The 13,213-nt window shown below is 68.6% G+C and carries 11 protein-coding genes; 7 read left to right on the top strand and 4 right to left on the bottom strand.

Annotation, left to right across the window (positions count from 1 at the left end):
- Window positions 1-39 precede the first annotated feature (39 nt).
- Both ACZ0AA_RS14990 and ACZ0AA_RS14995 read right to left on the bottom strand, forming a co-directional pair.
- Window positions 40-798 (bottom strand): SDR family NAD(P)-dependent oxidoreductase, encoded by a 759-nt coding sequence (locus ACZ0AA_RS14990; RefSeq protein WP_463513423.1) that lies wholly within the window; start codon window positions 796-798, stop codon window positions 40-42.
- Window position 799: 1 nt separating this feature from the next.
- Window positions 800-1,078, bottom strand: coding sequence for a helix-turn-helix domain-containing protein (locus ACZ0AA_RS14995; RefSeq protein ID WP_400864712.1), 279 nt, complete (start codon window positions 1,076-1,078; stop codon window positions 800-802).
- Between the two features lie 77 nt (window positions 1,079-1,155).
- Here ACZ0AA_RS14995 and map point away from each other — a divergent pair, with 77 nt between their 5' ends.
- A complete protein-coding gene (gene map / locus ACZ0AA_RS15000) occupies window positions 1,156-1,926 on the top strand; it encodes a type I methionyl aminopeptidase (protein WP_463513424.1) in 771 nt (256 codons plus the stop codon).
- A gap of 12 nt (window positions 1,927-1,938) precedes the next feature.
- Here the strand turns inward: map and ACZ0AA_RS15005 are convergent, their stop codons facing one another.
- Window positions 1,939-3,513, bottom strand: coding sequence for a glycosyltransferase family 2 protein (locus ACZ0AA_RS15005; protein WP_463513425.1), 1,575 nt, complete (start codon window positions 3,511-3,513; stop codon window positions 1,939-1,941).
- A 144-nt stretch (window positions 3,514-3,657) separates the two neighbouring features.
- Between ACZ0AA_RS15005 and ACZ0AA_RS15010 the strand changes: the two genes are divergently transcribed.
- The 3 genes from ACZ0AA_RS15010 to ACZ0AA_RS15020 all read left to right on the top strand — a co-directional run bounded on the left by ACZ0AA_RS15010 (window position 3,658) and on the right by ACZ0AA_RS15020 (window position 8,351).
- Window positions 3,658-4,290, top strand: a complete 633-nt coding sequence (locus ACZ0AA_RS15010; RefSeq protein ID WP_463513426.1) for a PadR family transcriptional regulator — start codon at window positions 3,658-3,660, stop codon at window positions 4,288-4,290.
- Between the two features lie 24 nt (window positions 4,291-4,314).
- Window positions 4,315-6,003, top strand: a complete 1,689-nt coding sequence (locus ACZ0AA_RS15015) for an ABC1 kinase family protein (RefSeq protein WP_463513427.1) — start codon at window positions 4,315-4,317, stop codon at window positions 6,001-6,003.
- 269 nt (window positions 6,004-6,272) lie between these two features.
- Complete coding sequence (locus ACZ0AA_RS15020; protein WP_463513428.1) at window positions 6,273-8,351, top strand: BCCT family transporter; 2,079 nt, start codon at window positions 6,273-6,275, stop codon at window positions 8,349-8,351.
- 937 nt (window positions 8,352-9,288) lie between these two features.
- Here the strand turns inward: ACZ0AA_RS15020 and ACZ0AA_RS15025 are convergent.
- The gene (locus ACZ0AA_RS15025; RefSeq protein ID WP_463513429.1) at window positions 9,289-10,923 is read right to left on the bottom strand and encodes an SDR family oxidoreductase; all 1,635 of its coding nucleotides are present in this window, start codon (window positions 10,921-10,923) and stop codon (window positions 9,289-9,291) included.
- Between the two features lie 91 nt (window positions 10,924-11,014).
- On the opposite strand from ACZ0AA_RS15025, the gene ACZ0AA_RS15030 reads away from it, so the two are divergent.
- From ACZ0AA_RS15030 to ACZ0AA_RS15040, 3 genes are all read left to right on the top strand, one after another.
- Window positions 11,015-11,263 (top strand): hypothetical protein, encoded by a 249-nt coding sequence (locus ACZ0AA_RS15030; protein ID WP_463513430.1) that lies wholly within the window; start codon window positions 11,015-11,017, stop codon window positions 11,261-11,263.
- Window positions 11,264-11,319: 56 nt separating this feature from the next.
- On the top strand, window positions 11,320-11,493 hold the full coding sequence (locus ACZ0AA_RS15035; protein ID WP_082477872.1) for a CsbD family protein: 174 nt from the start codon (window positions 11,320-11,322) through the stop codon (window positions 11,491-11,493).
- 100 nt (window positions 11,494-11,593) lie between these two features.
- Window positions 11,594-13,174, top strand: coding sequence for an MFS transporter (locus ACZ0AA_RS15040; RefSeq protein ID WP_463513431.1), 1,581 nt, complete (start codon window positions 11,594-11,596; stop codon window positions 13,172-13,174).
- The last annotated feature ends 39 nt before the right edge of the window (window positions 13,175-13,213 follow it).

Raw genomic sequence — 13,213 nt, forward strand, 5'->3', positions numbered from 1 at the left:
AGCGGCGGCCTGTTCGCGCGGCGGGACGCTGCCCGAAGCTCAGCGGAAGTACGACGCCCCGTTGAGGTCGAGCACTGTGCCCGACGCCCACACCGCCGAGGAAGACGTGAGGTAGGCGACGGCATCCGCCACCTCTTCGGGTGTGCCGACGCGACCGAACGGACTCTGACCGCGGATGCTGTCGCCCCGATCTCCCTCGAGCTTCGCCGACTGTCGCTCGGTCGCCACCATGCCGGGGGCCACGGAGGTCACCGAGATGCCGTGCGGAGCGAGCACCAGGGCCATCGACTGACCGAACGCCTGGAGTCCTGCCTTCGTCGCGGCGTATGCGGGGTGGTCGGCCTCGCCGCGGAACGCCCCACGCGACCCGACGTTCACGATCGCCCCGCCGCTGCCGCGCTCGATCATGTGCTGCGCCACGAGCATCGTCACGTTCGACGCCCCGAGCAGGTTGACGGAGACCATGGCAGACCACGCGGCCTGCCACTCGGCGTACGACGTCGAGTCGACGCGATGCTCATTGGCCACGCTCGGCGCGACCGCGGCATTGTTCACCAGGATGTCGAGGGAGCCCAGAGCGGCGATGGCCTCCTCGACCACGCGCTGCGCCTCGGCAGGATCGCCCAGGCCTCCCCCGACGATCGCATGGCCGGTGCCGTCGAGTGACGCGACGGTCTCTTCGGCGGCATCCCGGTCACGGCCGTAGTGCACCACGACCCGATCGCCACGACGCGCGAGTGCCTGAGCAACCGCGCGACCGATGCCGCGCGAGCTGCCCGTGATCAGCGCCTGCGCCATCTCAGGACGCGACCTGTGCGCGACCGATCGTGCGCACCGGAGGCTCTATCTCGGCCCAGACCGCGTCGAGCGAGAGGTGCAGCACGCCGGCGATCGCGGCGATGGTCGAGAAGGCGGGAGTCGCGACGCGACCCGACTCGATCTTTCGCAGGGTCTCGGGTGAGACGCCCGCATCGAGGGCGACGCTCAGCATCGACCGCTCGCCGCGCGCTCGCCGCAGCAGGGCACCGAGGCGCTCTCCGCGTTCGAGCTCGGCAGGAGTCAGCGGCATGCGCACCATCATGCGCCCATTCTAATACCGGGATAGTATTACCGGGATAGTTATTGGAACGGCCGACGCCGGATGCGGAGACAACCATGATCGAGATCCTCAACGACGACCAGCTTGCCCGGGCGAGGGAGACCGGGGCGCTCGTCGGCAGCATCCTCCAGACGTTGAAAGAACGCACCACCGTCGGCGTGAACCTGCTCGACCTCGACCGCTGGACGAAGCAGATGATCGAGGATGCCGGGGCCGAGTCCTGCTACGTCGACTACGCCCCCTCGTTCGGGCGCGGGCCCTTCGGCCACTACGTCTGCACCGCGGTCAACGACGCGGTGCTGCACGGGATGCCGCACGACTACGCCCTCGCCGACGGCGACCTGCTCACCCTCGACCTCGCGGTCACGCTGCGCGGGATCTCGGCGGACGCCGCCATCAGCTTCGTGGTAGGCGACACCGCTGCATCCGAAGACCTCGCTCTGATCGACGCGACAGAACGAGCGCTCGCCGCAGCCATCGCCGTGGCTCGTCCGGGTGCCCGCATCGGCGATCTCTCGCACGCGATCGGCACCGTGCTGAGCGCTGCGGGCTACGCGATCAACCTCGAGTTCGGCGGCCATGGCATCGGCTCCACGATGCATCAGGACCCGCACGTCGCCAATGACGGGCGTCCAGGTCGTGGCTACCGACTGCGCCCCGGTCTGCTGCTCGCCCTCGAACCGTGGGTCATGGCCGACACTGCCGAGCTGATCACCGACGAAGACGGCTGGACCCTCCGCAGCGCGACCGGCTGCCGCACCGCGCACACCGAGCACACGATCGCGATCACCGAGACCGGGGCCGAGGTGCTCACGATTCCGCGGTGAGGCGGCATCCCGTCACTTCTTGCGCGAACCGCTCCGCACCCGACGGACCGCACGGCCGGCGAGTTCTTTCAGTCGCCCGCCGGGCCACTGCCGGCGCAGCTCGACCGCACCGCCGTGACCCGCAACCGGTGTGCAGGTGCGCCCTGCGAGCAGAGGTGAGCGTCCGGCGGCGGCGAGCGTCGCAGCATCCGCGGTGAGGGGAACATCGAACGTCCAGCCCCCGCGTCGCACCGTCACGACGAGCTTCGCTCCCCGGGTCTCGTCGTCGGGGCGGAACACCTTCAGCGGATCGATCGCCACGGGGATCGCGCCGAGATTCCGAGGGTGCAGGGTCGTCACGCGACGCTCGAATCCGGCTGCCTTGTCGCGCAGCAGCAGCTCGACGCGATCGTTCTGCAACTCGCGACCCGCCTCGACGAGGCCGGTCGGCAGGCCGTCCATCGCGACGGGCAAGGAGGTGAGGCGCCCCGTGCCCTGCTCGAACACGAGGGCGTCCCGCCCGTCGCGCGTGATCGAGATGTCGATCGTCAGGTACAGGCCGCCGCCCCGTGACCACCGCGCCGACGTCACGACCGCGCGGCACGTCATCTCCGTCTCGAACCGCGCGAAGCTCACCAGATCGGCTCGCCGATCCGCGCGCAGCAGAGACGCCCTGATGCGGTTCGGGAACGAGAGGCCGCCGTCGACGCCGGGCCCGAACCGACGCTTCGCGAGCGGTCCGACCACATCGAGCAGACGCTCGCGATACTCGTCCGGGTACCCGAGGAACTTCTTGCCCGCCAGTCGCTTCAGGATCTTGCCGCGGAACCAGTGCCGCAGCAGTCTGTCACGCAGCCTTCCGGGTTCGGTGTATCGCTCGACCAGGTCGAGCACGGCCTCGAGGTGCGGGAAGTACGTCTCCGGCTCGATCCGCGACGAGCTCGCGCTGCCCGCGTGCTTGACCCACGCGTAGCAGGGTCGGCTCGCCAGGATGGAGATCGTCGACGCCTCGAAGTACGCCCGCATCACGAACAGGTGATCCTCGAGCCGCACCTTGCCATCGGGGAATCTGATGCGCTTCTCGCGCAGGAACGAGGTGCGGAACATCTTGTGCGGCGTCAGCATCTCGAGCAGCGGATCCTCGCCGAGGCGAGCGCGGGGGATGTCGCGGCGGAAGATCCGACTCGGCAGTCGACGTCCGATCCCGACCTCTCTGCCCACCACGACATCGGAGGAATGCTGGTCGGCGTAGTCGCAGAGGGTTTCGAGAGCGCCGTCATACAGCCAGTCGTCCTGATCGACGAACTGGATGTAGGTGCCGCGGGCATCGTCGATGCCGTGGTTGCGAGGCGTTCCCGGCCATCCGGAATGCGGCAGGTACGCGACGCGGATGTAGGAACGATCGCGCGCGATCTCGACCAGCCGCGACGCTGTCTCCTCGCCCGAGCCGTCGTCGCACAGCAGCACCTCGAATCGGTCGTGGGCGAGCGTCTGCCGGTCGAGCGAGTCGATGAGTTCGTCGAACGCTGCTCCCGGTCGGAACACGGGGACGACCACGCTCACTCGGATGGAGGTGGACGCGGGGGAAACGGCAGGGATATTCGACATCGACATCAGTGAAACATCGTCGGCTGTGCGACGCACGGGGCTTGCGTTCAGGAATGCGCCGTGCAATCGGCGTCGGATTCCCACCCGGCACTCAGCCTTAACGATATATCGTTGACTATCGCTCACCACTTCCGGGAGGTCATCATGAACAACGCATTCCCCTTCGGCACCGGCGCAGGCAACGGCGCAGGCAACACCGACAACCCGCTGGGCGGCATCTTCGGATCCGGCGGCTTCGGCGGGACCAACGGCCCGGCCGGCACCCTCTTCGACGCACTCGACCAGCTGCGCAAGTCGTTCGAGCAGCGTCCGTCCGGCGGCACCCGCATGGCCAAGGGCGACGTTCGCGCCGCGGTGCTCTCGCTCCTCGCCGAGAAGCCCATGCACGGCTACCAGATCATCAACGAGATCGCCGAGCGCAGTGGCGGCTCGTGGAAGCCGAGCGCAGGCTCGGTCTACCCGACGCTGCAGCTGCTCGCCGACGAGGGCCTGATCGAGGCCGAAGAGCAGAACGGTCGCAAGACCTACTCGCTCACCGAGGCCGGCCGTGCGGTCGCGACCGAGACCATCGAGGCACCGGCACCCTGGGAGTCGAGCTCGACGAAGGACGGTCACCGCAACGATCCCCGTTTCACGGCTCTGCCCAAGGCGGGCGTCGACCTCGCAGCGGCAGCCGCGCAGGTGGGCCGCAGCGGATCGCCTGAGCAGGTGCAGGCGGCGATCGAGATCCTCGACGAGGCCCGCCGTAGGCTGTACTCGATCCTCGCTCAGGACTGATCGCACACGAACCAGGGACGACACATGACGGATGCTGCGGCGCAGGGCGCCCATCGTGCCCGGTACCGCCGCATCCTGTCGTTCGCGGCGCGCGAGTTCGTCAAGATCTGGTGGTTCGAGCTCGTCCTGCCTCGCTTCGGGATGAGCTCGATCGCCGAGCGCACCCGCGCTCCGCGCATGCAGCGCTTCGCGAAGCGCTTCCACGTGCTCGCGGTCGAGCTCGGCGGGCTCATGATCAAGGTGGGGCAGTTCATGTCGTCGCGCCTCGACGTGCTGCCACCCGAGATCACGAAAGAGCTCGAGGGCCTGCAGGACGAGGTTCCGTCGGTGCCGTTCTCCGGCATCCGCGCCGCCGCAGAGGCAGAGCTCGGGATGCCGCTCGAGCAGGCGTACGCCTGGTTCGACGAGACGCCGGTGGCCGCAGCATCCCTGGGTCAGGCGCATCGCGCCCGTCTCTCCGCCCAGGATGCCGTCGACACCGGTCTCGGCAACGTGGTCGTCAAGGTGCAGCGCCCCGGCATCGACGAGATCGTCGCGGTCGACCTCGCGGCTCTCCGCCGCGTCGCCCGGTGGCTGACGCGCGTGCGGCTGGTCGCCGACCGTGTCGACGCCCCGGGGCTCGTCGAGGAGTTCGCGCAGACGAGCCTCGAAGAGATCGACTACCTGCACGAGGCGGCCAGCGCCGAGCGGTTCCGCGAGAACTTCGCCGGCGATGCGCGTGTGGACGCCCCCGAGATCGTCTGGGAGCGCTCGACGCGTCGCGTGCTCACGCTGTCTGACGTCACGGCCGTCAAGATCAACGACACCGACGCTCTGCGGGCGGCCGGCATCGATCCGTCCGAGGTCGCGGATGTCTTCGCCGAGGTCATGTTCGACCAGGTGTTCACGCACAGCTTCGTGCACGCCGATCCGCACCCCGGCAACATCTTCGTGACACCTGAGCCGGCATCCGCCACCGGCAGGAACTTCCGCCTCACATTCATCGACTTCGGGATGATGGCCGAGGTGCCCGCGAACCTTCGCGACGGTCTGCGCACGCTGCTGATCGCCGTCGCCGGACGTGACAGCCGTGGTCTCGTCACCGCGGCGCAGGAGATCGGCGTGCTGCTGCCATCGGCCGACACCGCCGAGCTCGAACGCGCACTCCGGGCACTGTTCGCCCGCTTCGGCGGCATGGGCTTCGCGGAGCTGAGCAAGGTCGACCCTCGGGAGTTCACGGAGTTCGCCGACGAGTTCGGTGACATGGTGCGCTCGCTCCCGCTGCAGCTTCCCGAGAACATGCTGCTGCTGATCCGCGCCGTGTCGCTGACCTCCGGCATGTGCTCGAGCCTCGACCCCTCGTTCAACGTGTGGGACGCAGCCGAGCCCTATGCCGCGCGGCTGCTGCGCGACGAATCGGGCAACCTCATGCAGGACATGGCGCAACAGGCCATGGAGACCGCCGCCGTCACCTACCGTCTGCCCAAGCGGATCGACGCGATCATCACCCGCGTCGACGACGGCAACGTCACGTTCGACACGTCGGCCCTCGAACGCCGCCTCGATCGGCTCGAGGGCATCGCCCGACGCATAGGTTCGGGCGTGCTGTTCGCCGCCATGCTCGTCGGCGGGGCGCTGCTCGTCGCGACTCTGCCGCCGCTCGGCATCACCCTCATCTGCGTCTCGGCGCTGCCGCTGCTGCACTCGGTGTTCGGCGGGCGTCGCCAGCGCTGAGGGGCATCGGGCATCCCGGCCCGCGGCTGCGGCTAGCTTGTGCTGGCGCGTTCGTGCTGACGGGTTCGAACCCGTGCTGGCGCATTCGAACCCGTGCTGACCCGCCCGATCCCGTGCTGGCCCGCCCGAACCCGCGCTGACGCGCCCGGAGAACCCGCAGCGTCCGGCATCCGCGCGGCGCGTCCCACCCTGACGCACCGCGGATCGACCGAGTCATCTGGGTTTTCCCGTCCCCGCCGCAGAATGCCGGCATGGGAGAATTGGTTCTCATGGACACTCCGGACGACAAGACGCCCACGCGCACCGACGCTCCGAAGACCAACACCGCGGCAGTGCGCCAAGCGGCCAAGGCCACCGAAGCCGCGCAGAAGATAGTCCGTGACATAGCTGCCGTGCCGCCGCGCGGCGTGCACCCGGCGCTCGTTCCGGGCGTCTCGGTCGAAGAGACTGGGCGCACCTATCGCACCGATCCGCTGGTGTTCGGCGTCGCCGTCGCACTGACCATCGCGTTCATCGCGTGGGGAGTGTTCGCGGGCGACAACCTCTCGGGCACGACCTCGACCGTCCTCGCCTGGGTCGTCGAGTACTTCGGCTTCTTCTTCACGACGATCGCCACCGTCATCCTGGTCTTCATGCTGTTCGTCGGCTTCAGCCGTTACGGACGCATCCCTCTCGGTCGCGACGACGAAGAGCCCGAGTTCTCGATGTTCTCGTGGATCTCGATGCTGTTCGCCGCCGGCATGGGCATCGGCCTCGTGTTCTGGGGCGCCGCCGAGCCGCTCACGTTCTTCGAGAACCCGCCGCCCGGCACCGTCGAGGCGAACACCCTCGAGGCCATGCACACGGCTCAGGCCCAGGTGCTCTATCACTGGGGACCTCAGGCGTGGGCGTTCTACGCGCTCGTCGGTGGTGCGATCGCCTACGGCGCGTTCCGCCGTGGCCGCACGCCCCTGATCTCGTCGATCTTCGCGCCGCTGCTCGGAGAGGGCCGCACGACCGGACCTCTCGGCCGCACGATCGACATCTTCTCGATCATCGTCACGCTCTTCGGCACCGCGGCCTCGCTCGGCCTCGGTGCGCTGCAGATCGGCCACGGCGTCGAGATCGTCAGTGGCATCGGCGAACTCGGCAACGGCGTGCTCATCGCCGCGATCGCCGTGCTCACCGCGTGCTTCATCGCGTCCGCCGTCTCCGGCGTCTCGAAGGGCATCCGCGCGCTCTCGAACATCAACGCGGTCGTCGCGCTGCTGCTCGCCTTCTTCGTCTTCTTCGTCGGCCCGACGCTGCTGATCCTCAACGTCATCCCGTCGGTCGCCGTGCAGTTCCTCGGCGATCTGCCCGAGATGGTCGCCCGCTCGGCATCGCAGGGCGACGAGGCTCAGATGTTCCTGTCGAGCTGGACGATCTTCTACTGGGCGTGGTGGATCTCGTGGTCGCCGTTCGTCGGCATGTTCATCGCGAAGATCTCGCGCGGCCGCACGCTGCGCCAGTTCGTGTCGGTCGTCATCGTCGTGCCCGCCGTCATCTCGCTCGTCTGGTTCGCGATCTTCGGCACGACGGCGATCCAGCAGCAGATGGACGGTGCGAACCTCTCCGTCGATCCGCCCGAGGAGGTGCTCTTCGGTGTGCTCGAGAACCTGCCCTTCCCTCTGATCACGAGCATCGTCCTGATCCTGCTCATCTCGATCTTCTTCATCACCGGAGCCGATTCTGCCTCGCTCGTCATGGGCACGCTCTCACAGCAGGGCCGTCCGGAGCCGTCCCGCTGGGTCGCCGTGGTCTGGGGCGTGCTGGTCGGGGTGATCGCCGCGGTGCTGCTCGTCACCGGCGAAGAGGGCAGCGGTCTGAAGTCGCTGCAGAACGTCACGATCATCGCCGCTCTGCCGTTCGCGGTGATCATGGCGTTCATGATGGTCGCGTTCATGAAGGATCTGCGGCGCGACCCGATGATCCTGCGTGATCGCTATGCCCGCATGGCTGTGCGCCACAGCGTCATGGCAGGTCTCGAGGAGTACGGCGACGACTTCGCCCTCGTGCCGGTGGAATACGACCACTCCGAAGACGACCTCGCCTGGATCGACGAGGCCGACGTCGATGACAGCCTCGCCGAGGTCTACGCGACCGCGACCGAGGCGATCGACATCATCCCCGATGCCGGCGCGACCGACACGGATGCAGGTGCAGGTGCAGGTGCAGGTGCAGGTGCAGGTGCCGGTGCCGGTGCGGATGCAGGTGCCGGTGCCGGTGCCGGTGCGGGTGCGGAAGCCGTTGCCGGTGCGGATGCGGGCGCAGGTGCGGGCACCGAACCCGGTTCGGATCCTGCTGGCCTGGCTGAACGCCCGTCCTGACGAAGATGCGTTACTGACCCCGCGCGTGGTGTCGCCCCGGTGCGGGGTCAGTACTGCATCCGAATCGCCCGTTTCCGATGCGGAAGTGGCCCCGCACGGAATCGCGAATGCGCCTACGGCCTCGCTGCTCGGCCTGGCCCCGGCCTGGCTGAGCGACCCTCCTTGCACCGGTGCGTAACTGGCCCCGCATGCGCCGCGGCCCGGTGCGGGGTCAGTTCTGCATCCGAATCGCCCGTTTCCGATGCGGAAGTGGCCCCGCACGGAACCTCTGATGCGGAAGTGGCCCCGTACGGAATCGCCGATGCGGAAGTGGCCCCGCACGGAATCGCGAATGCGCCTACGGCCTTGCTGCTCGGCGTGGCTCCGGCCTCGCTGAGCGAGCCTCTTCGCACCGGTGCGTAACTGCGCCGCATGCGCCGCGGCCCGGTGCGGGGCCAGTACTGCATCCGAATCGCCCGTTTCCGATGCGGAAGTGGCCTCGCCTAGCATCCCGGGTGCGTAACTGGCCCCGCATGCGCCGTGGCCCGGGCGTGAGGTTGCCCTACCCGCGGACCTCATCGCGGTGCGGGGTCAGTACCGCATCCGAATCGGCCGTTTGGCGTGCGAAAGTGGCCCCGCACGTGAGTCGCGATGCGGAAGTGGCCCCGCATGGACCCCGCACGTGAGTCCGGATGCCGAAGTGGCCCCGCATGCGCCGTGGGCCGGGCGTGAGGTTGCCCTACCCGCGGACCTCATCGCGGTGCGGGGTCAATACCGCATCCGATTCGGCCGTTTGGCGTGCGAAAGTGGCCCCGCACGTGAGTCGCGATGCGGAAGTGGCCCCGCATGGACCTGGCACGTGAGTCGCGATGCGAAAGTGACCCCGCCCAGGACCCCCCGTGAGTCCGGATGCCGAAACGGACCCCGCATACGCGAAGGCGTGCGAGATGGGAGGGGCTCAGGCGGATGCCGCCTCCGGCGCCGCCGGCGCCGCCGCACCCGCCGCACCCGCCGTACCCGCCGCGAGCGTCTCGACCGGCACCGCAGCAGCGGCGGTGATCTTCGCCGCCATTCCCGCGAAGATGAACCCGTGGAAGGGCAGCACCGCCAACCAGTACAACCGGCCGGCGAGCCCTCGCGGGAAGAACACCGCACGCTGCTCGTAGCGCGATCCGTCGCCGTCCGGCAGCGCGCGCAGCTCGAGCCATGCTTCACCCGGCACCTTCATCTCGGCGCGCAGCCGCAGCAGTCCACCGCTCGCCGGGGAGGAGTCGGTCTCGCGGCCCGGCTCCTCGACGGCCTCGACGCGCCAGAAGTCGATCGCGTCTCCGACTCGCGCCTCGGCCTTGCTGCGGCGTCCGCGGCGCAGTCCCACTCCGCCGACGAGGCGGTCCATCCAGCCCCGCACGGCCCAGAGGAACTTCGACGAATACCAGCCGTTCGTGCCGCCGATGCCGATGATCACACGCCACAGTCCGTCGACCGGAGCGGCGGTGCGCAGCTTGCGTGTGTCGGTGAAGACGGTGCGACCGGCCCAGTCGGGGTCGCTCGGCAGCGGATCGCTCGGGGCGCCCGAGACCTCGGCATCCTGCCAGCTGGTCTCGATGGTGTCTGCGTCGACGCGGCCGAGCGCGAGCGAGACCGCCGTCCGATACGGCGTCAGCCCGCCGTCGGGGCGGGGGATGAGGTCGTCGATCGCTCGATCCTTCACGATGCACTCGTTCTGCAGCGAGGCGACGAGCGGGCGGGCGATCGACCGCGGGACGGGCGTCACGAGGTTCACCCAGTGCGATGCGAGACCGGGAGTCAGCACGGGCAGCGCGGCGATCGCACGCTGGCGGAGCCCCGCCTCGAGCGCATAGCCGTTCATCATCTGGCCGTAGCGGAGCACATCCGGTCCGCCGATGTCGACCGCGCGGTTCACGTCGGCGTCGACCCGGGCAGCGCCCAGCAGGTAGTGCAGCACGTCGCGCACCGCGATCGGCTGGATGCGGTTGCGCACCCACTTCGGCGCGGGCATGTACGGCAGCACATCGGTGAGGTGGCGGATCATCTCGAACGACGCAGAACCCGAGCCGATCACGACGCCCGCCTGCAGCACGAGCGTCGGCACGCCCGAATCGAGGAAGATCTCTCCCACCCGCACGCGGGAGCGCAGATGCGGCGACAGCTTCACGTCGTCGGGGTGCAGCCCGCCGAGGTAGACGATGCGTCGCACTCCGGCCTTCGCCGCGGCATCCGCCACCGTCGTGGCCGCTCGCTCATCGCTCTCTTCGAAGCCCTTGCCCGCGGTCATCGAGTGAATCAGGTAGTAGACCACGTCCACATCACGCATCGCCTCTGCCACTGCGTCGGCGTCGTCGGCTGAACCCTCGACGATCTCGCACTCCGCACCCCAGGGGAAGGATGCCGCTCGCGCGGCGTCGCGGGCCAGTGCGCGCACCCGGTATCCGGCGTTCAACAATCGCGGCGTCAGACGCCCGCCGATGTATCCGGTCGCCCCGAGAACGAGGACGCGCGGTGCCGATCCGTCTTCGCGGGGGAGGGCGCGCAGGGCCTCTTCGTGCCCGGTGGGCTGCGTGAGTTCGGTCATGGCTCGAGCGTATGCGCGATGCCCGAACTTTTCACTAGGCTGGCAAATCACTAGTTCATCTAGTAATCTTTCGTTCGAGGAAGGGGACCCCATGTCGACAGCAACGCAGGAGCTCACCCGTCGTGAGCTCCGATCGCGCCGCGTCACCCCCATCGACTCCGTCGCCCTCGCTCCGCTCTCGGCGCGGGAAGCAATCGGCCGCTCGACCGGAATGCGCGGCGTCCCGTTGGCCCCCTCGCGCCCTCCACTCTGGAAGTCCGCCGGAGTCGTCGGCCTCATCGCCGTCATCGCCGCAGGATCCCTGCCGTTGGCCGCCTCGGCGCTCGACATCCCCCTGTGAGCACACCCCGCAGGATTCCGACCACAGACCACCGCTGATAAGAGAAAGGATCCCCCATGGGACTCGATGACAAGATCAAGAACGCCGCTCAGGACCTCGCCGGCAAGGCGAAGGAGGCCGCCGGCAAGGTGACCGACAACGAGAAGCTCGAGGCGGAGGGCCGCGCCGACCAGGCGAAGGCCAACGTCAAGAAGGCCGGCGAGAACGTCAAGGACGCTTTCAACAGCTGACACCGGCGACACAGGGCGGGGAGGTGGCGGAAGCCGCCTCCCCGCCGTTTGTGCGGCCCGGCATACGACGCGGATGCCGCAAGAGAAGGAAGATGGCAGGATGTCCGATCCCCTGAAGAGCACCACCCTGAGCCTGTGGCAGCGACTGATCCGTCGACTGCGACCGACGACGGACGAACCGCGACGACTCACCGTCGAGGACGTCACCGTGGTCGACCGCCCGATGCTGCGCCGTGCCGTCGCCGGGACCGTGGTCGGCAACCTGATGGAGTGGTACGACATCGGCGTCTACGGCTATCTCGCCGTGATCATCGGACGTGCGTTCCTGCCGGACGCGTCGGCCGGCGCGCAGTCGCTCTTCTCTCTCGGCGTGTTCGCGGTGACCTTCGTCGCCCGTCCGCTCGGCGGCATCGTGCTCGGCCAGCTCGGTGATCGCCTCGGCCGCCAGCGCGTGCTGGCGTTCACGCTCATCATGATGGCGGCGGCGACGTTCCTGATCGGCGTCCTTCCCGATTTCTCGGTGATCGGCATCTGGGCCCCGATCCTGCTGATCGTCCTCAAGCTCGCGCAGGGCTTCTCGACCGGCGGCGAGTACGCCGGTGCCACGACCTTCATCACGGAGTACGCGCCGGACAAGCGCCGCGGTTTCTACGCCTCGCTGCTCGACCTCGGCTCGTACATGGGCTTCGCGATCGGCGCGGCGTTCGTGTCGATCCTGCAGCTCACGCTGTCGGCCGAGACGATGCAGGGCTTCGCCTGGCGCATCCCGTTCCTCGTCGCGCTGCCGCTCGGGCTCATCGCGATCTACTTCCGTCTCAAGATCGAAGACACTCCGGCGTTCCAGGAGGCGCAGGAGTCGGCGAAGCGCGCGGCTGATGACGCACAGGCCTCCGCGGATGCGCCCAAGGGCGTCCTCGCACTGATCCGCGCGTACTGGCGCGAGCTGCTGACGGCCTTCGTGCTCGTCGCCGCCGCCAACACGGTCGGCTACGCGCTCACCTCCTACATGCCGACGTACCTCACCGGCACACTCGGCTACGACGAGGTGCACGGCACCCTGCTCACCCTGCCGGTGCTCGTGGCGATGGCCCTCTGCATCCCGCTCACGGGCAAGCTGTCCGACCGCATCGGACGCAAGAAGGTGCTGTTCATCGGCTCGATCTCGGCGATCGTGCTGGCGGTGCCGTCGTTCCTGTTCATGATGCACGGCGAGATCTGGTCGACCCTGCTCGGGCTCGTGCTGCTCGCTTTCCCCGTGACGTTCTACGTGGCGAACCTCGCGTCGTCGCTGCCGGCGCTCTTCCCGACGTCGTCGCGGTACGGCGGCATGGGCATCTCGTACAACCTCGCCGTCGCGCTCTTCGCCGGCACCGCGCCGGTGGTGATGGAGGCGCTCGTGCAGCTGACCGGCTCGTCGCTCGCTCCGGCGTTCTACGTGATCGGCACGTCGATCGCCGGCTTCATCGCGGTGATCGTGCTCAAGGAATCCGCACGCAGACCCCTCCCCGGCGCGATGCCGAGCGTGCAGACGATCGAGGAGGCCGTCGAGCTGGTCGAGACGCAGGAGGAGAACCCCGACCTCGATCTCGACGAGCTGTTCCCGGAGCGCCTGGAGAGCGTCTCGGCGGATGCCGAGGGCGAGGCGGACACTCAGACGAACATCGACGCCGGCAAGGCCTGATCGGAGCGTCGGGTGGCCGGCCGATCATCGGCCGGCTCT

Source organism: Microbacterium sp. AC035 (assembly GCF_979258485.1).